Source organism: Clostridioides sp. ES-S-0190-01, assembly GCF_020658275.1.
Lineage (GTDB): Bacteria > Bacillota > Clostridia > Peptostreptococcales > Peptostreptococcaceae > Clostridioides.
The window spans coordinates 41,986-67,775 of sequence record NZ_JACVWA010000038.1 but is presented as its reverse complement, the minus strand read 5'-3'; the positions used below and the strand labels follow the sequence as shown (position 1 = coordinate 67,775).

The window sequence follows — 25,790 nt, the reverse complement described above, 5'->3', positions numbered from 1 at the left end:
TCTTATTCAAATAAACAGAATATTGTTCTGTTTGTATTTTATAATACGATTTAGATAAAGTCAATTATAAACAGAATATTGTTCTTATAATATAAAATATTAAAGCTTACACATGTGGAAGTATGATACAAATCTTTAATTATTTATCTTAAAATATTCTAGGTGTTATCATTAAGACTATTAATGTTTTCTTATTAAAGCTATAAAATCTATATAAAATTAATTTTCTAGAGTTCTTAAAAGATTATTACTGCGATTTTAAAGGTGTTACTTTGACTTTTTTAGTGATTGATTTTATCTATTAGAAATGTTACTATTAGTAATATAAAAGGAGAGTAAATAAAATGGACAAAATTATTTTAGGATTACTTATGCTTAAGAAGCTGACAATTTATGAACTGAGAAGTGTCATAGAAATGAATTTCACTTCGATGTGTAGCAACAGTATGGGAAGTATTCAAGCGGCAATAAAAAAGTTGCTTGAAAAGAAGATGATAGTGTATGAAGAGTTTGTTGAAAATAGTGTCAATAAGAAATTTTATTCATTAACGGATGCAGGAAAAGCATGTTTTTTAGAATGGGTAGAGACGTCTATGGTTGCAGGTAAAGTGAAGGATATGGAATTAAGTAAATTATTTTTTATGGGATTTGTTCCAACACAAAAAAGATTGTCACTAATTCAATCTTATATTGTTGACCTCAAAAAGGAAAGAGAGCAGTTGGAGAATATCAAAATACAAGACATCAATGTTGCAAAATTACAGTATATTACCTATCTAGAAGAAAATCAAGAACAGTTTAATCACTTTTTACAAGATACTGAACATTCCAACATACAAAGAGATATTCAAGATATAATTGATTTTGAGTTATTGACCTTAAAGTTTGGAATTGACAGGACAAATTTTGAAATAGCATGGTTTGAAAATTTAAAGAAGAAATTAATTAATGAGTGGCCAAACAATAGTCAGAATCAAGGAAAAGGGGGTAGCTAACATGAAAGGAACTGTAATAATAACTGGAGCTAATTCAGGGATAGGAAAGGCAGCAGTATTTAAGTTTGCATCAGAGGGTTATAGGATTATAATGGCATGTCGTAATATTCAGATTAGTGAACCCGTGTGTCAGGAAATTATAGCTAAAACTAAAAATATTAATGTGGATTTGCTTCAACTAGATATTTCATCGAGACAATCAATTTATAGTTTTTGTGAGACCTATAAAAAAAAATACAATGTATTGGATATCTTAATCCATAATGCTGGACATTTTAAACATGGAGAAAAAAATTTTCAACGAAGTATTGATGGTATAGAATTAACATTTGCTACCAATCTATTTGGGCCAGTTCTTATGACCAATTTATTATTGGATATGCTTGCTAAATCAAAAAATCCTAAAATTCTAAATGTATGTAGTACAAATATAAAGCATTTTTTTGATGAAAGAAGAAAAATTAATTTTGGAGTTTTAAGTGGTGAAACTGTAGAAGATAAAGAATATAATTCTTATAAAATTTATGGAGATTCTAAAATAGCTTTACTTATGGTTACAAGTATGATGAAACAAGAATACAAGCCTTATAATATAAGTGTAAATGCAATTATGGTTCCAGCAACAAAAATGAGTAAAGAAACAATTAAGAAATTTAATTCGTATTGGAAAGTACTTGCATTTTTACAAAACATTATTATACCAAAATCAGAAATTATTGGAGAGGCTTACTTTTCGATTTGCACCTCTAATGTTTATACAGGTATGACTGGAAAACTAATAAATCACCAAGGAAAGATTGTTGAAATGGCTAATGACTCAATATCATTTATAAAAAGCATTACAAGCACAGATGTTTATCCACCTTATGTCAATAACAAAGAGACAATAGAGAAAGTATGGACTATATGTAAACAATATGTTGAAAATGCTAAATGTAATTTGCTAGCATAACACATATAATTCATAAGGTTATTATAGCAACAACATAATCTTATTAATATTTCTAAAAGGATGGAATATTCTTGATAATTCTGTTCAAACGTTATTTAATTGTTTGAATTAATATGAGAAAGATTACAATTAGCTATAATTTAATTTATAATTGATATGTACTTGATTTTGTTTAATTATTTGAATATACTTTAAGCAGAACACATAGAGTTAGAGGGTTAGTAGATAAAAGACAATAACTCTTTATTAGGAGTGATTTTACTATGGAAACATACTTTGATAAGAAAATATTACTTGTTGATGATGAAAAAGATATAATAAATTTAATTGAGGAAGTATTGATAAAGGATGGCTTTAAAAATATTGTTAAAGCTTATAATGGCTTAGATACGATTTCTTTGTGTAAGATAGAATGTCCAGATGTTGTTATTCTCGACATAATGTTACCTGATGTAGATGGCATAGAAGTGTGCAAAAAAATTAGAGAGTTTTCATATTGTTCAATTCTCTTTCTTTCATCAAAAGATGATGATATTGACAAAATACTTGGTCTTAGTAGTGGAGGAGATGATTATATAACAAAGCCATTTAGTCCAAGAGAAGTTGTTTTTAGAGTCAAATCTCAGTTGCGTAGACAACAATATCAAAGTGTTGTATCATCAGAAAATTCAATAATTAGGTTAGGTAATATTACAGTTGATACAGAAGGATGCCGTGTGTATAAAGATGCAAATGAAATTGAGTTAACAGGTAGAGAATATCAGCTTTTAAGTTATATGGCTCAAAATTTAAATAAAATTATAGGAAAAGAAAGTCTTTATGAACAGGTATGGGGTGTATATAGTAGTATATGCGACAATACAATTATGGTACATATAAGACATCTAAGAGAAAAGATTGAAGATAATCCTTCAAATCCTAAAATACTTATAACAGTCAAAGGGCTTGGATATAAGCTTGTGAATAGAGTTGATTAGGATGAATTTTAGTGATTGTTTTTTAGGCACTCATTTATGAGTGCCTATTAATATGCTTATACTTTAGTAAAATATTTACGATTTCAAATTAAATACCTTGTCAATCCAACCTTTATAAAACTTTTCTTCGTGAGAAACTAAAATAATACTTCCCTTAAATTGTTTCAAAGCATTTTGTAAAGCATCTTTTGTTTCTGCATCAAAGTGGTTAGTTGGTTCATCTAAAATCAAGAAATTACAAGGTGACAACATCACACAACATAATTTAACCTTAGACTGTTCACCACCACTTAGTGTGGAAACACTTCTTGAAACATGTTCTTCTTTTACACCACACTTGGCTAAAGAGCGTCTGATTTCCTTTGTGCTTAATTTTGGATATATATCTGCCATTATTTGAAGTGGTGTTTTAATAGGATTTTCCCATTTTAAATCCTGCTCATAATAACCAATTTTTATCTGGTCTGAAAAGAGGAAGCTTCCAGAAATACAAGGGATATCTTTAACCAATGTTTTTAACAAAGTGGATTTACCAATTCCATTAAATCCAGTTATAACTACTTTTTGACCTGCATTAACAGAAAAATTTAATTTTGGTAGTAATGGATAATAGTATCCAACTTCAAGATTAGTTACTGTGAGTGCGTTTTGCACAGATATTTCAATTTCTGCAAATTGGATACATGGTTTTCCTGTAAAGTTAGGAGGAGCTATTTTTTCTATTCTATCCAATTGTTTTTGTCTTCCTCTTGCAATTTTTGAATTTACACCAGCCTTATTTTTACGTATAAATGTTTCTTCTTTTTCTATTTTCTTTTGTTGCGCTTGATATTTTCTAATATAATCCTCTCTTAAGTGTGATTTTTGTTTAAGAAATTCTGAGTATTTTCCATGATACTTTTTAATCATTCCAAATTCTATATCGAGAATACCTGTGGAAATTTTTTCTAGAAAGTCGAAATCATGGGAGACTACAATAAATGCACCTCTAAATGTATTTAGATAATTGGCAAGCCATTCAACATGCTCTTTGTCTAAAAAATTTGTTGGTTCATCTAATAATAAAACTTCATAATTAGAAAGTAGTAATTTTGCCATAATTACTTTTGCTCTTTGACCTCCACTAAGTTCCCCAATAATACGATTCATTCCTATTGAATCTAGTCCAAGACCATTTGCTACCTTATTTATTTCATTGTCTATAGAGTAGAAATCACTTGCTATTAATTGCTCTTGATAAGTTGATGCCTTAATAAGTTGTTGCTCATTTCCAGATATAGAACTTTCTTGATATAGCAAATTCATTTCTTTCTCTATTTTATAGAGGTCTTCAAATGCAGTGTGTAAATACAATGATATTGTTGTATCTCTATTAATATCTGCATATTGGTCCAAATGACCTATTTTGATATTAGGTTGCCACTTAATCTCTCCTGTATCTGGGATAACTTCTCCTAATAAAATTTTAATTAAGGTGCTTTTACCTACACCATTTTGGCCAACCACACCTATATGTTCGCCTTTAAATAAATCAAAGTCAGCTTTTTCGTACAGTGATTTATCCATAAAACATTGTGATAAATTATTTACTTTTAATAAACTCATAATTCAAACTCCTTTTTTACTATAAAAATTTTATGAAAATAAAAAAGCAGAGGAATAGCATTATAAAATGCCGACCTCTGCTTTTGGAAAAACAAAAGGCCATAGATAAGCATTGCTATCTATGGCCATAAAATCTATATATCTATCGGCAAATAGGTAAATTTAAATAAGCATAGCTAAAAAACTACACTAAACCTATATTTGCCGATGAAGATAGAAGCTTTAAGCTTCCAGATTAACCTCTACACAACGCTTCATCATATACATTTGTGTAGAGTTAAGTTTTCTAACAAGTTTAACTAATTTTATATAAATCATAATTATTCACATCCTAATCTCAATATTAATTCTAATTCATTTATATTTAAATTGCACTATTGTACTTTTGATTTTTTTCATTTAATTTAATACATATATCACTAATTATAGCTTAAATCATGTTATCATAATACTTAATTATAGTCAATATAAAAGATATTTTTACACGAGAACTTTTATAATACAATAAGTTTAAGTTATATTATAAAAATAAAGGATATAAATTAATTACAATAAAATAGAAGCTACTTACAAGATTTTAAAAAAGTAAATAGCTTCTTTTATTTGAATATATTTTAAAATATTTATATATTATATATTATATAAATATTTAAATTATAGCAATTCTCCATATTTTTTTATAAAGATTTTTTTTATCATAGTTACCAATACCATATAAGATAAGATAGTAAAAATTAACCCTATAAAATAGATATTTGGCAGTGGAATCATACCAATAGCATTTCCAAATGATGTATAAGGTATAATAGTTCCAATTGTAATTCCTATTGTTGTTAAGAGCGTTAGTCTCCATGAAGCTCTACTTTTAACAAATGGAATGTGTGGAGTTCTTATCATATGAATAACCAATGTTTGAGACCATAAAGATTCTACAAACCATCCTGCATGAAATAGAGATATAAAACCAAGTTGACTTGTAGTATCTAAGCTATGAAAACTTCCGCCAAATACTCTTGGACATATGAAAAAATACATTAATATATATGTTGTAATATCAAATATTGAACTAGTTGGACCAATCCAAGTCATAAATTTACTTATAGATGATGAGTCCCATTTTCTTGGGATTTTTAGATAATCATCATCTACATTATCCCATGGAATAGTTATACATGAGATATCATAGATTAAGTTTAGCACTAAAATTTGAATTGGTAACATTGGTAAAAATGGTAGAAATGCACTTGCTATTAATACAGAAAACATATTGCCAAAATTAGAACTTGCTGTCACCTTTATATACTTTATAATATTTGCATATGTTTTTCTTCCTTCAATAACACCTTCTTCTAATACCATAAGGTCTTTTTCAAGCAGTATAATATTTGCACATTCCTTAGCAATATCAACAGCTGTATCAACAGATATTCCAACATCAGATTCTTTCATAGCAGCAGCATCATTTATACCATCACCCATAAAACCAACCGTATGACCATTTCTACGAAGAGATGCGACTATACGAGATTTTTGCTCTGGAGAAAGTTTTGCAAATATACTTGTACATTTCACCATTTCATCAAGTTTAGTATCACTCATGTCTTCTATATCTGAACCAAGTAGGATATTTTTAACTTTAATGCCTACTTGTTTACAAATACATTTTGTTACTGCATCATTATCACCAGTTAGGACTTTTACATCAACTCCATTTTCAAGTAATGCTTTTATAGCATTAGCTGTACTTTTTTTTGGAGGGTCTAAAAATGCAAGATAACCTATTAAAACCATGTTACTTTCGTCAGAAACTGAAAAAGAATCTATAGGTGAAGGGTTGTTTTTTTGGGCAATGCCTAAAACTCTCATCCCCTCATCATTATACTTAGAAACAGTTGTAAGAATTTCCTTACGTATTTCATTAGTGATTAACTGAATATCACCTTTATATTCAACATGAGTACAAATTGATAGCATTTCTTCAATAGCACCTTTTGTAATAAGCTGAGTTTTTCCTAGTTTATTTTTAACAACTACACTCATTCTTCTTCTATTGAAATCGAATGGGATTTCATCAATTTTTGTGTAGTTTTTCCAAAGTTCTTGCATACCATTTTCATTTGCATGGTTGATAATAGCTATATCCATAAGGTTCTTAAGACCTGTTTGATGGTAACTATTTAAAAATGCATGACGAAGAACTCGTCTATCTTCCTTGCCATGAATATCAAGAGAATATTCTAAGATTACTTTATCTTGAGTCAAAGTTCCTGTTTTGTCAGTGCAAAGTATATCCATAGCGCCAAAGTTTTGGATAGAACTTAAGTTTTTAACAATAACCTTTTTCTGTGACATAGCAACTGCTCCTTTTGCAAGGTTTGCAGATACTAACATTGGTAACATTTCTGGTGTAAGCCCAACTGCTACTGAAAGTGCAAATAAAAATGCTTCTGTCCAATCACCTTTTGTAAAGCCATTTACAAAGAGAACAATTGGAACCATGACAAACATAAATCTTATAAGTAACCATGAAACTGAATTAACACCCTTTTCAAAACTTGTTATAGTTTTTTTATTTGTTATTTGTTGAGCAATAGAACCAAATATAGTACAATCACCTACTGCAATGACAATAGCTATAGCTGAGCCACTGATTACATTACTACCCATAAATGCAAGGTTGTCTAAATCAAGAACATTATTTGAAGTACTTTTTTTAGTATTATAAAACTTTTCTATTGGTTCACTTTCTCCTGTAATAGAAGACTGACTAACAAATAAATCTTTAGACTGTAATATACGTACATCAGCTGGAACCATATCACCAGCAGCAAGATGGATAATATCTCCAACTACAACTTCTCTTAGTGGTATTTCCACTAATTCTTTAGAATTACGCATAACTGATATAGTAGTATTTACCATTTCACTTAGAGCTTGAGCTGCTTTTCCAGAGCGAGATTCTTGAATAAATTGCAATAGACCACTTATAGTTACCATTGTTAAGACTATAATAACTGTAGTTGCATTTTTATCATCAGGTTTTGCTAAAATAACATCTGTAATAAAGGAAATTATAGCTAAAGTAAGAAGTACAATAGTAAAGGGATTTATAAAAGATTTTATAAGTTTTTTTATAAAAGAATCACCTTTTTTTTGAGTGATTTCATTTTTGCCGTACTTATCTTGCATTTTATTAACCATTTTTTCACAATAGCCATTATAAGAATTTTCATATTCGTTTAATAAAATACAGGCGTTCATTGTAGCTGAATCAATTAAACGTTCCTTTGAAGTTGAACTAGATGAAGTTCTTGTAATAAATTTTTTATTTAATTTTTTTATCATGTCTAAATCCTCCTTAATAATTATCTGTTTTGTACAGAAAAAAGGAAGTAAAGACATAAGCCTGTGACGAAAACACATCGCTTATTTTATATTTATTAAAAACAGGTAGAAGAAATAAGACGTACAAAATAGTACATGTATTCTTCAAATAAGTGACTACTTCGCCCGACAGGGCTTATGCTACTACTACTTCCTACGTCCATTTTCTCCACCTCCTAAATTCAAAATATATAAACCTATAATAGACAAATAGGTATTAAAAAATCCCTTGTCAAAGCAAGAACAATGACAAGGGATTTAAATCCATATAAAAATAACCAAGGTATAAAAACCTAAGTATATTTATAAAACAGTACAAACTGTTTCATTCATCGTTCAAGCTTTAACTTCATAGGGCGATGAAATTGCGTTAGATTATGCCTTGGAATCGACATAAACTGTTGACCTTCTCATAGTGTCTCCACTATTTTGCGGCAGCAACCCGTATCCCTATGGTAGCCTCACCTACCGAAATATTTAATTTCTCTAAAATTGTAAGCTATAAAAAAATATTTGTCAATAGCTTGAAAAAAACTAAGTACAGTTAATATTTTCTATTACTTGCTATAAATTACATATTTTTCCCTAGCAGAATATATTCATAAAATATTGCGACTTATAAAATCAAAGGTGTAGTATTGTTGAACTTTTAATGGTATGCTAAGATATTTATATAATTATAATAAATAAAAATATATAATTACTATATAAAGTTATACTTTTAGAGTAATCACTAAAAATATATGTTTATTTATTCTTAGATAAACATATATTTTTTTAAGTATTAAGTATAATGATAAGTTTATGTATGATATAAATCTAAGTAATGTATTATTAGAATGATTATAAATAATTTGAGGGAAGGTTTTATATGAGGGGGGATAAAGTTTGTGTCAATTAAGAGACTGATTTTCATCGTATTTTTAATTAATTGTATGATATTTATGTGTTTTCCAATACAATCAATTGCAAAGACAGAAAAACGTGTTATAAAAGTAGGTTTTTTTGATTTTGAAGGATATCATGATTATGATAAAAATGGAAATAGAAATGGGTATGGATATGAATATCTTCATGAGATTGCAAAGTATACTGGCTGGACATATGAGTATGTATCTGGTACATGGGAAGAGTGTCAAACTATGTTAGAAAATGGACAGATTGATTTACTTACTTCTGCACAATATACAAAAGAACGTGCTGAGAAATTTGATTTTTCAGAGGTACCTATGGGAAGTAGTTATGCACGACTTACAGTAAAAAGTGGAAATTCAAAGTATACACCAAATGATTATAAAAATTTTAATGGAATAAAGGTTGGACTACTTTATGGAAATAGTAGAAATGAACATTTAAAGAAATTTGCAAATGAAAAAGGATTTAATTACACATTTAAATATTTTAAAAATCAGGAAGAATTGGAAAATGCATTAAAAAGTGGAAAAGTAGATGCTATATTAACTAGTAGTTTGAGAAAAGTCAAAAATGAAAGCGTAATTGCGCAATTTGCTCCATCCCCATTTTATTGTATTGTAAAAAAAGGTAACACTGAACTGTTACAAGATGTAAATGAAGCTTTAGAAGATATTGAGATGGACAATCCAGCATATAAGTTTAATTTATATAGTAAGTACTATCAGTCTAGTAATAAAGATACATTTATTCTTTCCAGGGAAGAAAGCAATTACTTAAAAAAAAATAATCATATACGTGTAGTAAGTATGCCAAACTCATATCCATTATCATATTTAGATACAGGTAGACTTAAAGGTATTGTACCAGATATATTTGATTTAATTGTAAAAGAGCTTGGATTAAGTATAGATTATGTAAAAGCTAATTCATATAAAGAATCGATTGATATGGTAAAAGAGGGAAAGGCAGATGTTATATGTTTTTTTAATTCAGATTATGGGTGGTCAGAGCAGAATGGAATTAAGATTACATCTCCTTATATGACATTGAACTATAGCATTATAACTAAAAATTATAAAAATACCAAAATTGATAATATAGCTGTTGCTGAGAGCGATACATTCAATGATGAGTATATCAAAGAACATTATAAAGGTAGCAATATTCAAAGATATAAATCTGAAGAAAAAGCTATAAATGCAGTAAAAAGTGGAGATGCAGATGCAGCATTTGTAAATACATATTCTGCTGAAGACTATATACAAAAAGATTATAATAATTTAAAAGCAATTCTAGTTAATGATTATAAAACTAATATATCTTTAGGTGTTGGAAAAAATATAAATCCAACATTATATTCCATTTTGGATAAGAGAATAAATGCACTTAATAAAGATGAGTATTCAGAAATTATTGCAAAGCATACAATTTTTCAAGACTATAAAATTAGTTTATCACAGTATATTCATCAGCATCCAGTTCAAACAGTTTTAATTTCTTTTTGTTTCTTTTTAGTTATAATAGCAGTACTTTCTTATGTTATTGCAATCAACAAAAGACATTCCAATCATATTTTTGATTTGGCATTTAAAGATGTAGAGAATGGAGTTTGGAATTACAATGGATTTGAAGATCAAGCACCACGAATTCTAGAAAAGCATAGAGAAAAATTTTATACAGTAATTGCTTTTGATATATCTAAGTTTGCTATCATAAATGAAAATTATGGTAGAGATTCTGGAGATATGATTATAAAAGAAGTTGCATCAGTTTTGAATAGAGTTATTGGAGACAGGGCATTAATAGCTCATGTAAAAGCAGACCATTTCCTTTTACTCCTACCCTATGATTTAAAAGAAGATTTGGAATTAACTCTTATTGATATAAGTAAAAGTATTTCATACTTTGAAGTTAAGGGGATTGGCATTAAAGTAAAGGCAAATTTTGGAGTATATATTATCAAAGAGCAAGACATTGTTATTACAAAGGCTATTGATTATGCTGAAATTGCTAGAAGAAAAGCAAAAAGAAGTAATTCATCTATTATATATTTTGATGAATCTCTTAGAGAAAGTCTTAACAAAGAAAAAGAGATTGTTGATAGGATAGATTATGCATTAGAACATAATGAATTTCAGATTTATTATCAACCTAAGTTTGATATGAGAACAAATAACATTATTGGTGCAGAAGCACTTGTTAGGTGGAATCATAAAGAACTTGGATTTATGAATCCAGGAGAATTTATACCTATACTTGAAAAGAGTGGTGGAATTATAGATGTTGATTTTTTTGTGTTAGAAGAAGTATGTAAGTTGACAAGATTTTGGATAAGTTCTGGAGTTAAACCCATTTCAATCTCTGTAAATCAATCAAGAGTACATTTTCAGAAAAAAGATTATATAAATAGATTACAAAGTTTGCTTACTAAATATGATATACCTAAAAGCATCATTGAACTTGAGATAACTGAAAGTCTATTTGAAAATGATAGTATATCAAATGATATGATAAATGAGATTAAGGAACTTGGTTTTTTAATTTCTGTTGACGATTTTGGTTCTGGATATTCTTCATTACATCTTCTTAATCAAGTTTCTGTAGATATTCTTAAAATAGATAAATCTCTCTTAGATAATTCTGAAGGAAAAGGTAAGGTAGGTAAGATTATTAGTAAAGTAGTTGAGATGGCAAATGACTTGGGATTAGAGGTGATTTGTGAGGGTGTTGAGAGGATAGAACAAGCAGAATTTTTAATGAGTATTGATTGTTACTATGCACAAGGTTATTTGTATGCAAAGCCTATGCCAAAAGATACATTTCTTAAAGAAGTAGATAAATTTAAAGGTATGTAAAAGGATACATATAATATATGTATATAGAGAAATACATATATTATTAATACTAAGTAATGATTGTAATTTTATAAATATATAAATTATAATCATTACTTTTTTTATAAAATAAAAAAGTTTGTTACTATAAAATAATAATTCGAAGAGTATTAGCTTTACACTTAGAAAAATTTAGTTGATATACAATAAAAATACTAATTTTAATTTAGTTTAAATATTTTAAGTGTGTCATGTATGTTGTATTTAATTAGTTTAAAAATTTAATGATAAATACTATATTTCATTAAATTTTATTGAAATAATTTAAATTATTTACTTATTTTAAATTATTAGATAAAATCATATTAAATAATTAAGGAGGTGAATAGACATAGACGAGATAGATTTAAAAATAATTAATTCTCTAAAAAAGAACAGTAGAGCCTCAACTTCTGAAATAAGTAGACAAGTTAATCTATCAATACCAGCAGTTTCAGAGCGTATAAAGAAAATTGAACAGTCAAATATAATTCAAAAGTATACTATTCAAATCAATCGAGAAAAAACAAAGTATAAACTTTTAGCTTTCGTATTTATCAATACAGATTTATCTAAAAGTATAGAAGAGTTTAAGAAGACTATGTTGGAGTATGACACTGTATTAGAATGTCATCACATTTCAGGAGAATATGATTATTTAATAAAAGTATTAGCAGAGGATACAAATGAACTTGAAGAATTTATATCAATAACTTTGAAAAAAATTAGAGGAATCCAGAAAGCTAATACAACCATTGTTTTATCAACAATTAAAGAGGAAATTAATACAATCAAAGATATTTTTTAGATAAGCATATACTAAAATATTGATTATATTAATACCTACTTTCTTACATATTTTTAGGAGGAAAATACAATATGAAAGTTTTAGTTTTTTTAGCAAAAGGTTTTGAAACTATGGAATTTAGTGTATTTGTAGATGTTATGGGATGGGCTAGAAATGATTATGATTACGATATAGATGTAGTAACTGGTGGATTTAAAAAGCAAGTTGTAAGCACATTTAATGTTCCAGTATTAGTTGACAAAACAATAGATGAAATATGTGTAGATGATTATGATGCATTAGCTATTCCTGGAGGATTTGAAGAGTTTGGATTTTATGACGAAGCATATGATATATCTTTTTTAGACTTAATAAGAGAGTTTGATGCAAAAGGGAAGATAATTGCTACTATTTGTGTAGCAGCTTTACCTGTTGGTAAAAGTGGTGTTTTAAAAAATCGTAAAGCTACTACATATCATTTAAAAGATGGTCAAAGACAAAAACAGTTAAGTAAATTTGATGTAAATGTAGTCAATGAGCCAATTGTTGTAGATAGAAACATTATAACTTCATATTGTCCAGAAACCGCACCACATGTAGCTTTTAAGCTTTTAGAAATGTTGACATCTAAGGAACATATGGAAGTTGTAAAATTAGCTATGGGATTTAAATTATAATAAATTAAAGATTATTTAAGTAATCAGAACCCCAATCACACATAACATCTAAAATAGGAATAATGCTTTTTCCAAAATCAGATAATGAATATTCAACTTTTGGAGGTACAACAGGATAAACAACTCTTACAATTAAGCCATCTGTTTCTAATTCACGTAATTGTTGAGTTAGCATTTTAGCAGTTGCTTTAGGTATTAATTTTTTAAGTTCATTAAACCTTAATGTGGTATCTTTAAGATGCCAAAGAATAAGTGTCTTGTATTTACCACCAATCAATGCAAGGGTTGCTTCTATAGGACAACTGTAATTACTTGAACATTTTTTCATTTTTTTAGACCTCTCAATATATTTTGAAGTACCCTTTTTGGTACTATGTTACAAAAAAGTACATTATTGTAATATATAATTATAGTGATAAGATTATAGCATAGGTTAAATAAATCATCAACTTAGCCTAATAAAATGATAGGGGGGAAATAAATGAATTTTGTTGAAATCGCAAAAAAAAGATATTCTTGTCGTAATTATCAGGATAAAAAGGTTGAAAAAGAAAAACTTGAGAAAATTTTAGAAGTTGCTAGAGTAGCTCCAACAGGGGGGAATCGTCAGCCTCAAAGATTAATTGTAATACAAGAAAAAGAAGGTCTTAATAAAGTTTCTAAGGCTGCGAATATATATGATGCACCATTAGCAATTATCGTATGTGGGGATAAGTATAAAGCTTGGACAAGGCCTTTTGATGGTAAACAACTTACAGATATTGATACAAGTATAGTTACTGATCACATGATGTTACAAGCAACTGAACTTGGATTAGCGAGTGTATGGGTATGCTATTTCAATCCAGATGTAATTAGAGAAGAATTTAATTTGTCAGATAATATTGAGCCAGTAAATATATTACTAATAGGATACGAAGTTGGAACACCAGAAAGTCCAAATAGACATGATAAAACTCGTCTTCCTTTAAATGAAATTGTTTCTTATGAAACTCTTTAGATATAAAATTAAACTATCTATATGAGATATATAATGAGTTATTTTTTTAAATAAAGTTTTAAAAAAAGTTAATACTTATATAAAATTAATTTTAGTGAAGTATATATCTAGTTGAACAATGATGTATACTTCACTATTTTAATTACTTAGAATACCCACTAATACTTTGAATATCTGCTAAGCTTAAATTTTCATTATATTAACTAAAATACATTGATATTAATTAAAATATATTTATATTAATTAAAATACATCAATTAAATCAATTTTCGAGTCTGGAAAACCACTTAAAATATAATCCTTTATATCACTTAGGTGGTTATAAATTTGTTTTTCATAAATTCCATCAGGAGCATATACAAAGTATAGAATATTTTTAGTTTTTTTTGTAATTTGTGTACGATTATCTGGTCCATTAAGAATACTAGATAGTATACCAAGGTTATCTGATAAAAATAAATCGTCTTTTGTTAGAGTTTGCTTTCTTTCTCCTATACCATAAAAATGTTCATTTTCATTTGCTAAATCTATTTTTAAAGGCAATTCTATCTTATCAAGGTCATGTCCTGCTGTTAGAAGAAGATTTTTTAATTCTGCTAAAAACATTGCTTGAATAGGCAGATTTACATTTGGAATACCTTTTGATTTTAGTAAAAGGGATTCTAATTGAAGTAATACAGGATAAGTTTTTTTAAATTTTTTATAATACTTTATGTAGTTGGAAAGAGGCTCTGTTTTAATTTTTTCTTTGCGATTGTATTCAGGGTTTTGTGCAATAATATTTTCAATTTCAGAGTTTTTAAGAAGTAAAAAATTTTCTTCATTAGGTGTTGAATAGGTCATATTTACAATCATAACTCCAAATTTAATATTGGGATAAATTTCCTTTGTGTTACTTGATATTTCTAACATAATTTAGACTCCTTTTAATTTTTTGTTTTATGGTATAATCTTAGCAAGTAAAAAATGGATTTTGTAGTTCCATTTTTATAGTAATTTTATAGAACCACTTTTGGAGGTATTAAAATGTGGATTACAATTAATAGAAATAGTGGCATATCATTGTCAAGACAAATTTATTGTGAGATAAAAGACATGATTTTAAGCGGGAGCTTAAATTTTGAACAAAAACTACCTTCATCTAGAACTTTGGCAAAAGAACTTTCTGTATCACGAAATACAGTGTTAGATGCATATAATCAATTAATTGCAGAGGGATATTTGGAAACAAGGCATGGCTATGGCACAACTATAGCCAAAGTAATATTAGACCATCAAATTGACTTTAAGTTAGACTATACTTCTGAAATTAGAGATAGTTTACATGAGTATAAACAAAATAATTATATAGATTTCTGTTCTGGAATTCCAGAATTAAAGCTATTTCCACGCAAAGAATTATCAAAGTTATATAAACAAATACTACATGATTTGTCACACTTAGATTTTAGATATAATAGTACTGCAGGGGTGTGGAAATTGAGAGAAGAAATATCACAATATTTATTTCGTATTAGAGGAATTAGATGTAGTCCACGAAATATTATGATTGTTTCTGGTTCAACACAAGGGCTATCTTTAATATCACAAGTTTTATATAAAAATAATCAAAAAGTTATTGTGGAGGATCCTATTCACAAAGGATTGTTAAAGGTAATTTCTACTGTGGGATATTCAGTTGTTGGGATTCAAGTGGATGATAAAGGTATAAATACTAACCTAATAAAATCTATAAAGGATGTTTCTTTTATATATACAACACCTTCACATCAATATCCATTAGGTGGTATTTTACCAATTCAAAGAAGACTAGAACTTATTAAATATGCAGTAGAGAATAATTGCTATATAGTTGAAGACGATTATGACAGTGAATTTAGATATGAAGGTCAACCAATTAGTTCCCTCTATGAACTTAATCCAAATAAAGTAATTTATATAGGTTCGTTTAGTAAAATACTATCTCCAGCCATTCGTATGGGATTTATGTTGTTGCCAGATGATATAATAGATGATTATAAATCCTTAAAAATGTATTCTGATGTTCATACAGAATCTATATCTCAGTATGTTCTAGCTGAATTTATTAAAAATGGAGGTTTGGAAAAACATATATTTAAAATGAAGAAGTTATATAATAGAAAGCGTAAATATCTTATTGATATTTTGAATATTGAATTTATAAATGAATTTAAAATAAAGGGTCAAGTAGCTGGGCTTCACATAGTTGTTCATTTTTATAATGTTATTTTTACTGAAAAACTAATCAATCAAATTTATAAAGCAAATATCAGGGTTTATCCTATACAGCAATATGCAATTGAGAATAAAGCAGAATATGACCATGAAGTTGTCCTAGGATATGCTCATCTTAATTTTGATGAAATTGAACAGGGAGTAAGAATGCTTAGAAAAATAATACATACAAATTAAGATGTATTAGGAAAGGTTTTTTACAATATCTTATTTTTAGGTATGTATTTTACTTTAGTTTTTTTACAACTCACATATTCATTTATACTACATACTTCCAGTTGTATTGTGTGGACAAATTACTTATTGTATTCTGAAATCATCAATTAAGGAAGGTAGATGAAATGTATGAATAAGATAATAGAAGTAATTAATTTGCAAAAAAGCTATGATACTTTTAAAGCTGTGAAAGGGATTGATTTTTATGTAGAGGAAGGGAATTTGTTTGCATTACTGGGAGCTAATGGTGCTGGAAAATCTACAACAATTGATATTCTTTGTACGTTATTGAGTTATGATAGCGGAGAAGTGATTATAGATGGGCATAAATTAGGTGTAGAGGATAATAAAATTAAAGAAAAAATTGGAGTAGTATTTCAAGAAAGTATACTAGATTCACTTTTGACAGTAAGAGAGAATCTTACAATTCGTGCAAAATTTTATATCAAGAATAAAGATAAAGTAAGACAAATTGTGCATAAATCTGCTTTATCTGTAGGAGCTATGGAATTTATAGATAGACCATATGGTAAATTGTCTGGAGGTCAAAAGCGTAGGGCCGATATAGCAAGAGCTCTTTTAAATACTCCTAAAATACTGTTTCTAGATGAGCCTACAACAGGGCTTGACCCAGAATCTAGAAAATGTGTATGGGATACTATATTAAAATTACAAAAACAATATGGTTTTTCTATAGTTCTTACAACCCATTATATGGAGGAGGCTTCAAAAGCTGATTATATTGTAATGCTTGACTATGGTGTTATAACAGCAAAAGGTTCACCTCATGAACTAAAATATAAATACAAAGCAAATAATTTAGATGATGTATTTTTGAATATAGTTAGAAATAGAGGTGAAAAAAATGTTTAATATAGCACAAAGAAATATAATGATTTTTTTAAGAAATAAAAGAGGAGTATTTTCATCTTTTTTAGGTGCAATAATTGTAATCGGCATCTATGTTATTTTTTTAGGAGAAAATTTAAAGGAAGGTTATCCAAATATTAAAGATATAGACATATTAATGAATAGTTGGGCAATGGCAGGAATTATTTCTGTTGTTTCTGTAACTACAACAATGGGTTCTTTTGGAGTTACAGTATTGGATAAGGAGTTAAAAAGAAACAAAGATTTTTATTGTTCACCTGTTAAAACAAGAGAGCTGGTAGGAGGATATATTTTAAGTTCATATTTAATTGGTGTAATTATGAGTATATTTACATTTATACTTGCAGAGATATATATTGTATCAAGTGGGGGACAATTTTTACCTATGCTTTCTATTATAAAGGTTATTGGTGTAATTTTATTAACCGTTTTATCATCTAGTGCAATGATATTTTTTATTGTAAATTTGTTAAATAGCATAGATACATTTTCAACTGCTTCTACGATTATAGGTACTCTTATTGGATTCTTGACAGGAATTTATATACCTATTGGAAGCTTACCTCAAGCAGTGCAAACCCTTATAAAGTTATTTCCAATTTCACATGGGACTGTATTGCTTAGACAAATTATTACGGAGCCTCCATCAAAAGTAACATTTGTGGATTCAACAAATGCATTAACTGAATTTAATGAGCATATGGGAGTAACATTTGGTGGTATTGGAAGTTTGTCTGAAAATTCAATTCATATTATGTTTCTAGTTATTTCTGCAATAGTATTTTATTTTGTTACTATACTTATGGTATCAAGAAAAAAAGCTAGAAATTAATAGTAGGAAAATATACTATAGTCTTTTTATAGAAATCAAAAGAAAGGATGTGTTAGAGTGAAGGTAATAATTGAAACTCCCTTAGACGGAGAAGAGGATGAAATTATAATAAGATGCAGAAATATTGATGATGAAATACTTAAATTGATTTTTAACATCAAGATGCAAAGAGAGTCTCTTATAGCATATAAAAATGAACAACTCTATCGTATCAATCCTTTAGATGTCTATTACTTCGAATCTGTAGATAACCACACTTATCTTTATTGTAAAAATGATGTTTATGAGTTTAAGAAGAAGCTTTATCAGATTGAGGAAATTTTTTTTAATAGTGACTTTCTTAGAATATCTAAGTCTGTAATATTAAATCTTACAAAAATAGACTCAATTGTACCAGCGTTTAATGGTAGATTTGAAGTAATACTAGATAATGGTGAAAAGACAATTATTTCACGCCAATATGTACCAATGTTGAAGAAAAAACTAAAGATATAAAGGAGTTGATTGAATATGAATTTAATAAATACACTAAAGTATGTAGTTCGTTATTTTTGTATGATAACTACAGGAGTTTTAATATCTGTTTTTACTTCTTGTTTAGTATTTAGCCCTGATGAGACATTTAGTATAAATATTTTCCAACAGATTTTATTAATTGCATTGGTCACATCTCTATCCACATTAATTTTTTATTCAAAACGAGAACTAGGTAGAAAAGAGTTACTAATTCGCCAAGTAATTCATATAATTTTTCTATTTGTTTTCGTTCTGTGGTTTTCATTTAAAAGTAATTGGATTGATAGTGGTCATATTTTTCAAACTCTGTTTATAGCACTATCTATATTTATTATCTATCTTTGTATAACACTTGCTACTTGTAAAAGAGATAAGGAAGAATCTATTTTATTAAATAAAGGTTTGAAAGAATATAGGAAAAATAAAATTAGTAAATAATAGCTAAGACAATTCAACAAATTATAAATTTATTATTAATTGAGTTTTTATATCAGTCATTAATTTAAGATAGCAATTTATATTAAGAAGAAAATTCTTGTATGAGTTATAATACTTAAAAGGAGATGATGAGGTTGAAAACAAATACAGATGTAATTATGGAAATCATTGATTATATAGAAGAACATCTTACAGAAAATCTAAATCTAGATAAAATGGCTGATGTTGCTAGTTATTCAAAATATCACTTACACAGAATGTTTACAAACATTGTGGGATGTACTATGTATCAATATATTAAAAGAAGGAGACTTACTGAAGCAGCTAGACAACTTGTATTTACAGATAAATACATTATAGATATAGCTCTTACAGTTGGATATGCTACACACCAGTCTTTCACATTAGCATTTAAAACTTTATATAAAGAATCTCCACAAGTATATAGAAGTAAAGATGAATTTTATCCTATTCAACAAAGATTTGTTTTAAATCCAAATCATCAAATCCAAAATGTAGATTGTATTTCTTATACAAGTATTAGTTATGAACGAAGAAGAGATGAAATCAATTCTTATCTCAACTTTAATATTAATTGTGAGGTGAAAGTAGCATGAGTTTAGTACCACATGTAATTGAACAGACAGGTCAAGGTGAAAGGTCTTATGATATATATTCAAAACTATTAAAAGATAGAATTATATTTATAGGCGAAGAAATTAATGATGCTATTGCAAGTTTAGTAGTAGCTCAATTACTATTCTTAGAATCAGAAGACCCAGATGCAGATATAACTATATATATAAATAGCCCAGGAGGGGCTGTAACATCAGGGTTTGCTATATACGATACTATGAACTATGTAAGATGTGATGTATCAACTATTTGTATTGGTATGGCTGCAAGTATGAGCGCTTTTTTACTTTCTGGAGGTACAAAAGGAAAAAGATATGCCTTACCTAATGCAGAAATTATGATACATCAACCTATGGGTGGAGCTAAAGGGCAAGCAACAGATGTAAAAATAGCAGTAGATAATATGTTGAGAACAAAGGAAAAATTAGATAGAATTCTTTCTGAGAATACTGGAAAATCAATAGAAGATATTAGAGTAGATACAGATAGAGATAATTTTATGACTGCAAAGGAAGCTAAAGAATATGGATTGATTGATCATATAATGGAGAAGTGTGAGTAGAGTATTATTTTAAAAGCTTAATTTATAGTATATAACTAATGTCAAAATAATCATGTTTAAATGAACATGATTATTTTTTTGTTTAAAAAAAGAAGTTTTTTAAAATGTCAAGTAAATAAGTAATAAATAGTAATTTTACGTATCAGTTTAGAGATTTTCTAGAGATATTAACCAATGTGGTTGCAATGATATGATAACTTATAGACCACACTGGTTAATTTGCATAAGGGGTTAATTTAGATGTAAATCCTATGAACTTATGATAAAAGATAAAGAAGATTATAAATATAAGTTTATAATATATAATTGCATACTATTATGCAGATAATAAATACAAAAAATTGATATAAAAAGTTCAGTAGAAAATATTAATTTTTTTAATCAACTAATAATAAGCCAAAGTGGTTTTGAATTTCTCCTTTTTCTCGTAAAGTATTTATTTCAAGTCCATTTGACCTTACTGTAGCAAAAACATCAATACCACATGCTTCCATTGATGGAGCAGTCTTGTTAGGAAAACTACAAGTATCAGGATTACATTTAGCACACTTTGTACAAGGGCCACTTCCAAAAGCAATTGATTTATAATATCCATCTAAAAAAAGTTCTCTTGCTATTTCAACAGCTAAAGGAGTAACAATACTCATTTTATGACATCGAAATAAAATAGCTTTTTTGTAACAATCTATTATTGCTTGCGTCTGTTGATAGGTTGGAGTATTGGGTGGACAACAATGACTATGACCATATGTATTACAACCAAACTGACACTTATAAATTGTCCATGCTGCTGTGACAATCGTTTTAGGGTCTATTGAAACTGCAATGTCAGCTCCACTAGATTTTAATATTTCAAAGTATTTTTTCATAATTTACCTCCTATCAAAAATAGTTTTATTTTTTATCTTGTATGAATGGTTAAATTTTACGTATTCTTATACTTATGGTAACGCAAAAATAAATATCAATCAAATCGATATATTTAAATTATGAATTAAATAAAAATGAACTATAAACATATATGATAAATAAACTTACCTACTAATTTTTTGTCGTTAAAAATTTTCCATATTTCAATAACAAAATAAGAGTAAATACCATATATTACTTATGTCTGTAATATATAAAAGACAAAGGAGTTGTACATTATGATTACAATAAGTTTGTGCATGATTGTTAAAAATGAAGAAGAAGTTATAGGCAGATGTTTAGAGTGTGTAAAGGATCTAGTAGATGAAATTATAGTTGTAGATACTGGTTCCACAGATTCCACAAAAGAAATAGTTTCAAAATATACAGACATGGTGTACGATTTCGAATGGATAGATGACTTCTCTGCTGCGAGAAATTTTTCATTTTCTAAAGCTTCTAAAGACTATATAATGTGGCTTGATGCAGATGACATAATTTTAGAAGAGGATAGAAAAGAACTATCAAAAGTTAAAGAAAATTTAGATACTTCTATTGATATGGTCATGGCAAAATACAATGTATCATTTGATGAAAACGGAAAACCAACTTTATCATATTATAGAGAACGCTTATTTAAGAGAAGTTCTAATTATAAATGGGTTGACCCTATTCATGAAGTAATACCTCTTGTTGGAGAAATATTTTATTCTGACATTGCAATATCACATAAAAAACTTCATAGACAGGACCCTTTAAGAAATCTCAGAATTTTTGAAAAAATGATTTCAGAAGGTAGGATATTGGAGCCAAGACATCAGTTTTATTACTCAAGAGAATTGTATTATAATGCAAGATATAAAGATGCTATAGAAGGTTTTACTAAGTTTTTAGACTCTTCAAAAGGGTGGATTGAGGATTGTATAAGTGCTTGCAGAGATTTAGCCACATGTTATTACTTAATTAATGATGAAAAAAGTGCCTTATATTCTTTATTTAGAAGCTTTGAATTTGATGAGCCAAGAGCAGAAGTTTGCTGTGATATAGGAAAGCACTTGTTTGATAGACAAAGATATAAAGAAGCTATTTTTTGGTATAAAGTAGCATTAACTAGAGATAAAAATGACATTAATGGAGGATTTAAGTCAAATGATTGTTATGGATACTTACCATATATACAATTAAGTGTATGCTATGACAAACTAGGAGAAATGGATAAAGCGATATCTTATCATGAAAAAGCAAAAGAAATCAAACCTAACGATAGTGCTATTTTGTACAATGAAAATTATTTTAGTAAATATAAAAGTTATTGATAAGTCACAATAATACTAATTTTGACATATTATATAGAGAGCATGAAAGCTCAAATATATTAGGAGGTGCTTTAAGTAATGAGTAGAAATAAATATTTTGGCCCATTTGATGGTAATAACCATGATAACAACTATGATGATTGCAATAGCAGTTGTGATAGTTGTAATAGTTGTGACTGTCATCATGGTTGCCCACCATCATGTATAGGTCCAACCGGACCAATGGGTCCAAGAGGTAGAACAGGTCCAACAGGCCCAACAGGTCCAACCGGACCAATGGGTCCAACAGGCCCAACAGGAAACACAGGAGTAACAGGAAACACAGGAGCAACAGGGTTAATAGGTCCAACAGGTCCAACAGGGTCAGTAGGTCCAACAGGAGCAACAGGAGCAACAGGATTTGGAGTAACAGGCCCAACAGGTCCAACGGGAGCAACAGGAAATACAGGAGCAGATGGAGTAACAGGCCCAACAGGTCCAACAGGAGTAACAGGAGCAAATGGAATAACAGGTCCAACAGGGATAACAGGAGCAACAGGATTTGGAGTAACAGGCCCAACAGGTCCAACAGGAGCAACAGGAGTAGGAATAACAGGAGCAACAGGTTTAATAGGTCCAACAGGAGCAACAGGAACACCTGGAGCAACAGGTCCAACAGGCCCAACAGGAGCAACAGGAGCAAATGGATTGATAGGCCCAACAGGAGCAACAGGAAATACAGGGGCAGATGGAGCAACAGGTCCAACAGGTCCAACAGGAGCAACAGGAGATACAGGAGCAAATGGATTAGTAGGTCCAACAGGTCCAACAGGAGCAGCAGGAGCAGCTGGAGCAACAGGTCCAACAGGTCCAACAGGAGCAACAGGGGTAGGAATAACAGGAGTGACAGGAGCAACAGGAGCAACAGGCCCAACAGGAGCAGATGGATTAGTAGGTCCAACAGGAGCAACAGGAAACACAGGAGCAGATGGAGTACCAGGTCCAACAGGTCCAACAGGAGCAACAGGAAATACAGGAGCAGATGGAGCAACAGGCCCAACAGGAGCAACAGGAAATACAGGGGCAGACGGATTGGTAGGTCCAACAGGAGCAACAGGAAATACAGGAGCAGCTGGAGCAACAGGAGTAACAGGCCCAACAGGAGCAACAGGAAATACAGGAGCAGATGGAGCAACAGGCCCAACAGGGGCAACAGGAAATACAGGAGCAGATGGAGCAACAGGCCCAACAGGAGCAACAGGAAATACAGGAGCAGCTGGAGCAACAGGAGTAACAGGTCCAACAGGAGTAACAGGTCCAACAGGAGTAACAGGTCCAACAGGAGTAACAGGTCCAACAGGAGCAACAGGTCCAACAGGGGCAACAGGAATACCAGGAGCTAGTGCTATAATACCTTTTGCATCAGGTATACCACTAGCACTTACAACTATAGCTGGTGGATTAGTGGGTACACCAGGATTTGTAGGTTTTGGAAGTTCAGCTCCAGGCCTAAGTATAGTTGGTGGAGTAATAGACCTTACAAATGCAGCAGGAACATTGACTAACTTTGCATTTTCAATGCCAAGAGCTGGAACAATAACATCTATTTCAGCATATTTTAGTACAACAGCAGCGCTTTCACTTATTGGTTCAACAGTCACAATTACAGCTACACTTTATGAATCAACTGCACCAAACAACTCATTTACAGCTGTACCAGGAGCAACAGTTACACTGGCTCCACCACTTACAGGTATATTATCACTTGGTTCAGTTTCTAATGGAATTGTAACAGGATTAAATATATCAGTAACAGCACAAACTAGATTCTTACTAGTATTTACAGCGACAGCGTCAGGACTTTCATTAGTTAATACTGTAGCAGGATATGCAAGTGCAGGAATTTCGATTAACTAAATTATATAATTAAAAAAAGGCTTCTAGTATCTGATTGATATTAGAAGCTTTTTTATATTAATTGATGAGCAGAATATAGCATACTATTATATAATATAAAATAATAGTATTAAATTAGAAAGAGATACTTTTTTGGGGGGATATTATGAAAAATAGAATTGAAAAATTAATGAATAACTTTGTAAAAGATTATTATAATTCAAATGATGTGACTCAAAAGTGGCAAGAGCTTTTATTTGCCTATGCTTCTGCTGAAGATGAAATGTTTTATCAGTTAAAAAATATTGTAGGAACATCTCATGCTATGCCAAAAGATTTTTTAAAAGATGGTAAGACTATAATTACATATTTTATACCCTTTGATAAAAACATAAATAATAGTAATATTGGAGGGCTCGAATGTTCAGAAAGTTGGGCAAGAGCTTATATAGAAACTAATAAATTGATTTCCGATTTAAATAATTTTTTATGTGAAGAGCTAGGCAACATGGGATTTGACTCCTATGCTATTCCTGGGTCATATAATTTTGATAATGATAAATTGATTAGTGATTGGTCACAAAGACATGTAGCATTCATAGCAGGTCTTGGAACTTTTGGTCTAAACAATATGCTTATTACAGAAAAAGGATGTTGTGGAAGGATAGGAAGTATAATCACAAGCTTAAAGTTAGAACCAACTAAAAGACCAGAAAAGGAATACTGCTTGTATAAACAGAATAATAGTTGTAAAAAGTGTGTAAGTAAATGTGTGAAAGAAGCTTTAAAAGAAGATGGGTTTGATAGAAATAAGTGTTATGAAATGTGTATGATAAATGAGAAAAAATATTCTTATATAGGTGGATGTGATATCTGTGGAAAATGTATAGTTGGAGTTCCATGTTCAGTAATAAACCCATCAATGTAAAAGTTTCTTTTAATTAACAATTCTAATTTGATATATAATAAACTACAAATATAAATAAAAAATAAAGAAATTATGTTGATTGACAACTATTTGTGCTATTGATAGACTTATATGTATCGCTGTGATATAAGGAGGGGTGAGACTTTATGCTTGATTTAATCTTTATTTTTGCATAGCAAGGGCTATTGCAACTATAAAATTTAATATACAGATAGCCCTTTGCTATTCCTAATAAAAAATTACTGTTTAA

The 25,790-nt window shown here is 29.1% G+C and carries 22 protein-coding genes and 1 riboswitch; of the genes, 17 read left to right on the top strand and 5 right to left on the bottom strand.

The window, feature by feature from the left end; genetic code table 11:
* Window positions 1-344: 344 nt before the first annotated feature.
* The 3 genes from IC214_RS13695 (at window position 345) to IC214_RS13685 (ending at window position 2,924) form a co-directional block, all read left to right on the top strand.
* Entirely contained in the window at window positions 345-995 is a 651-nt protein-coding gene (locus tag IC214_RS13695) for a PadR family transcriptional regulator (RefSeq protein WP_227435647.1), read from the top strand.
* A 1-nt stretch (window position 996) separates the two neighbouring features.
* The gene (locus tag IC214_RS13690; RefSeq protein ID WP_227860652.1) at window positions 997-1,947 is read left to right on the top strand and encodes an SDR family NAD(P)-dependent oxidoreductase; all 951 of its coding nucleotides are present in this window, start codon (window positions 997-999) and stop codon (window positions 1,945-1,947) included.
* 263 nt (window positions 1,948-2,210) lie between these two features.
* The gene (locus IC214_RS13685; protein ID WP_227863314.1) at window positions 2,211-2,924 is read left to right on the top strand and encodes a response regulator transcription factor; all 714 of its coding nucleotides are present in this window, start codon (window positions 2,211-2,213) and stop codon (window positions 2,922-2,924) included.
* 75 nt (window positions 2,925-2,999) lie between these two features.
* Here IC214_RS13685 and IC214_RS13680 read toward each other — a convergent pair whose 3' ends face one another.
* Both IC214_RS13680 and mgtA read right to left on the bottom strand, forming a co-directional pair.
* A complete protein-coding gene (locus tag IC214_RS13680; RefSeq protein ID WP_227863315.1) occupies window positions 3,000-4,529 on the bottom strand; it encodes an ABC-F family ATP-binding cassette domain-containing protein in 1,530 nt (509 codons plus the stop codon).
* 654 nt (window positions 4,530-5,183) lie between these two features.
* Window positions 5,184-7,874 carry a magnesium-translocating P-type ATPase gene (gene mgtA / locus IC214_RS13675; protein ID WP_227863316.1) on the bottom strand — a complete coding sequence of 897 codons (2,691 nt, stop codon included), beginning with the start codon at window positions 7,872-7,874 and terminating at the stop codon, window positions 5,184-5,186.
* Window positions 7,875-8,234: 360 nt separating this feature from the next.
* A riboswitch (M-box (ykoK) riboswitch) is annotated at window positions 8,235-8,393 on the bottom strand.
* Between the two features lie 410 nt (window positions 8,394-8,803).
* Between mgtA and IC214_RS13670 the strand changes: the two genes are divergently transcribed.
* The 3 genes from IC214_RS13670 to IC214_RS13660 all read left to right on the top strand — a co-directional run bounded on the left by IC214_RS13670 (window position 8,804) and on the right by IC214_RS13660 (window position 13,165).
* Window positions 8,804-11,683 (top strand): EAL domain-containing protein, encoded by a 2,880-nt coding sequence (locus tag IC214_RS13670; protein WP_227863317.1) that lies wholly within the window; start codon window positions 8,804-8,806, stop codon window positions 11,681-11,683.
* 364 nt (window positions 11,684-12,047) lie between these two features.
* Window positions 12,048-12,509 (top strand): Lrp/AsnC family transcriptional regulator, encoded by a 462-nt coding sequence (locus IC214_RS13665; protein WP_413926665.1) that lies wholly within the window; start codon window positions 12,048-12,050, stop codon window positions 12,507-12,509.
* Window positions 12,510-12,580: 71 nt separating this feature from the next.
* Window positions 12,581-13,165 (top strand): DJ-1/PfpI family protein, encoded by a 585-nt coding sequence (locus IC214_RS13660; protein WP_227481826.1) that lies wholly within the window; start codon window positions 12,581-12,583, stop codon window positions 13,163-13,165.
* Window positions 13,166-13,169: 4 nt separating this feature from the next.
* On the opposite strand, the gene IC214_RS13655 is transcribed toward IC214_RS13660, so the two are convergent.
* Window positions 13,170-13,493, bottom strand: coding sequence for a winged helix-turn-helix transcriptional regulator (locus IC214_RS13655; RefSeq protein ID WP_227435669.1), 324 nt, complete (start codon window positions 13,491-13,493; stop codon window positions 13,170-13,172).
* Window positions 13,494-13,646: 153 nt separating this feature from the next.
* Here IC214_RS13655 and IC214_RS13650 point away from each other — a divergent pair, with 153 nt between their 5' ends.
* Window positions 13,647-14,165 (top strand): nitroreductase family protein, encoded by a 519-nt coding sequence (locus tag IC214_RS13650; protein ID WP_227863318.1) that lies wholly within the window; start codon window positions 13,647-13,649, stop codon window positions 14,163-14,165.
* A 243-nt stretch (window positions 14,166-14,408) separates the two neighbouring features.
* Here the strand turns inward: IC214_RS13650 and IC214_RS13645 are convergent, their stop codons facing one another.
* The gene (locus tag IC214_RS13645; RefSeq protein WP_227824514.1) at window positions 14,409-15,077 is read right to left on the bottom strand and encodes a phenylalanine--tRNA ligase beta subunit-related protein; all 669 of its coding nucleotides are present in this window, start codon (window positions 15,075-15,077) and stop codon (window positions 14,409-14,411) included.
* 114 nt (window positions 15,078-15,191) lie between these two features.
* Here IC214_RS13645 and IC214_RS13640 point away from each other — a divergent pair, with 114 nt between their 5' ends.
* From IC214_RS13640 to clpP, 7 genes are all read left to right on the top strand, one after another.
* Window positions 15,192-16,598, top strand: coding sequence for a PLP-dependent aminotransferase family protein (locus IC214_RS13640; protein ID WP_227481828.1), 1,407 nt, complete (start codon window positions 15,192-15,194; stop codon window positions 16,596-16,598).
* A gap of 168 nt (window positions 16,599-16,766) precedes the next feature.
* Window positions 16,767-17,510: an ABC transporter ATP-binding protein gene (locus tag IC214_RS13635; protein WP_227481829.1), complete on the top strand. Its 744-nt coding sequence runs from the start codon at window positions 16,767-16,769 to the stop codon at window positions 17,508-17,510.
* Window positions 17,503-18,360, top strand: a complete 858-nt coding sequence (locus IC214_RS13630) for an ABC transporter permease (protein WP_227481830.1) — start codon at window positions 17,503-17,505, stop codon at window positions 18,358-18,360. Before IC214_RS13635 ends, IC214_RS13630 begins: the two co-directional genes overlap by 8 nt.
* Window positions 18,361-18,417: 57 nt before the next feature.
* Entirely contained in the window at window positions 18,418-18,855 is a 438-nt protein-coding gene (locus IC214_RS13625; RefSeq protein ID WP_227435684.1) for a LytTR family DNA-binding domain-containing protein, read from the top strand.
* Window positions 18,856-18,870: 15 nt separating this feature from the next.
* Window positions 18,871-19,314, top strand: a complete 444-nt coding sequence (locus IC214_RS13620) for a DUF3021 family protein (protein WP_227481831.1) — start codon at window positions 18,871-18,873, stop codon at window positions 19,312-19,314.
* 134 nt (window positions 19,315-19,448) lie between these two features.
* Window positions 19,449-19,931 carry a helix-turn-helix domain-containing protein gene (locus tag IC214_RS13615; RefSeq protein ID WP_227824512.1) on the top strand — a complete coding sequence of 161 codons (483 nt, stop codon included), beginning with the start codon at window positions 19,449-19,451 and terminating at the stop codon, window positions 19,929-19,931.
* A complete protein-coding gene (clpP, locus tag IC214_RS13610) occupies window positions 19,928-20,512 on the top strand; it encodes an ATP-dependent Clp endopeptidase proteolytic subunit ClpP (RefSeq protein WP_227435691.1) in 585 nt (194 codons plus the stop codon). The genes IC214_RS13615 and clpP overlap by 4 nt, the downstream gene beginning before the upstream one ends.
* 377 nt (window positions 20,513-20,889) lie before the next feature.
* Here the strand turns inward: clpP and IC214_RS13605 are convergent, their stop codons facing one another.
* A complete protein-coding gene (locus tag IC214_RS13605; RefSeq protein ID WP_227435693.1) occupies window positions 20,890-21,381 on the bottom strand; it encodes a DUF2284 domain-containing protein in 492 nt (163 codons plus the stop codon).
* 279 nt (window positions 21,382-21,660) lie between these two features.
* On the opposite strand from IC214_RS13605, the gene IC214_RS13600 reads away from it, so the two are divergent.
* From IC214_RS13600 to IC214_RS13590, 3 genes are all read left to right on the top strand, one after another.
* Window positions 21,661-22,737 (top strand): glycosyltransferase, encoded by a 1,077-nt coding sequence (locus IC214_RS13600; protein WP_227435695.1) that lies wholly within the window; start codon window positions 21,661-21,663, stop codon window positions 22,735-22,737.
* Window positions 22,738-22,815: 78 nt separating this feature from the next.
* A complete protein-coding gene (locus tag IC214_RS13595; RefSeq protein WP_227866739.1) occupies window positions 22,816-24,633 on the top strand; it encodes an exosporium glycoprotein BclB-related protein in 1,818 nt (605 codons plus the stop codon).
* 145 nt (window positions 24,634-24,778) lie between these two features.
* Window positions 24,779-25,540, top strand: coding sequence for an epoxyqueuosine reductase (locus IC214_RS13590; protein ID WP_227481833.1), 762 nt, complete (start codon window positions 24,779-24,781; stop codon window positions 25,538-25,540).
* Window positions 25,541-25,790 lie beyond the last annotated feature (250 nt).

What these genes read in the sequence shown, in the direction of transcription:
- IC214_RS13695 (WP_227435647.1), top strand. Translation starts at nt 345, where the DNA reads ATGGACAAAATTATTTTAGGATTACTTATGCTTAAGAAGCTGACAATT.
- IC214_RS13690 (WP_227860652.1), top strand. Translation starts at nt 997, where the DNA reads ATGAAAGGAACTGTAATAATAACTGGAGCTAATTCAGGGATAGGAAAG.
- IC214_RS13685 (WP_227863314.1), top strand. Translation starts at nt 2,211, where the DNA reads ATGGAAACATACTTTGATAAGAAAATATTACTTGTTGATGATGAAAAA.
- IC214_RS13680 (WP_227863315.1), bottom strand. Translation starts at nt 4,529, where the DNA reads ATGAGTTTATTAAAAGTAAATAATTTATCACAATGTTTTATGGATAAA.
- mgtA (WP_227863316.1), bottom strand. Translation starts at nt 7,874, where the DNA reads ATGATAAAAAAATTAAATAAAAAATTTATTACAAGAACTTCATCTAGT.
- IC214_RS13660 (WP_227481826.1), top strand. Translation starts at nt 12,581, where the DNA reads ATGAAAGTTTTAGTTTTTTTAGCAAAAGGTTTTGAAACTATGGAATTT.
- IC214_RS13655 (WP_227435669.1), bottom strand. Translation starts at nt 13,493, where the DNA reads ATGAAAAAATGTTCAAGTAATTACAGTTGTCCTATAGAAGCAACCCTT.
- IC214_RS13650 (WP_227863318.1), top strand. Translation starts at nt 13,647, where the DNA reads ATGAATTTTGTTGAAATCGCAAAAAAAAGATATTCTTGTCGTAATTAT.
- IC214_RS13645 (WP_227824514.1), bottom strand. Translation starts at nt 15,077, where the DNA reads ATGTTAGAAATATCAAGTAACACAAAGGAAATTTATCCCAATATTAAA.
- IC214_RS13640 (WP_227481828.1), top strand. Translation starts at nt 15,192, where the DNA reads ATGTGGATTACAATTAATAGAAATAGTGGCATATCATTGTCAAGACAA.
- IC214_RS13635 (WP_227481829.1), top strand. Translation starts at nt 16,767, where the DNA reads ATGAATAAGATAATAGAAGTAATTAATTTGCAAAAAAGCTATGATACT.
- IC214_RS13630 (WP_227481830.1), top strand. Translation starts at nt 17,503, where the DNA reads ATGTTTAATATAGCACAAAGAAATATAATGATTTTTTTAAGAAATAAA.
- IC214_RS13620 (WP_227481831.1), top strand. Translation starts at nt 18,871, where the DNA reads ATGAATTTAATAAATACACTAAAGTATGTAGTTCGTTATTTTTGTATG.
- clpP (WP_227435691.1), top strand. Translation starts at nt 19,928, where the DNA reads ATGAGTTTAGTACCACATGTAATTGAACAGACAGGTCAAGGTGAAAGG.
- IC214_RS13605 (WP_227435693.1), bottom strand. Translation starts at nt 21,381, where the DNA reads ATGAAAAAATACTTTGAAATATTAAAATCTAGTGGAGCTGACATTGCA.
- IC214_RS13600 (WP_227435695.1), top strand. Translation starts at nt 21,661, where the DNA reads ATGATTACAATAAGTTTGTGCATGATTGTTAAAAATGAAGAAGAAGTT.
- IC214_RS13595 (WP_227866739.1), top strand. Translation starts at nt 22,816, where the DNA reads ATGAGTAGAAATAAATATTTTGGCCCATTTGATGGTAATAACCATGAT.
- IC214_RS13590 (WP_227481833.1), top strand. Translation starts at nt 24,779, where the DNA reads ATGAAAAATAGAATTGAAAAATTAATGAATAACTTTGTAAAAGATTAT.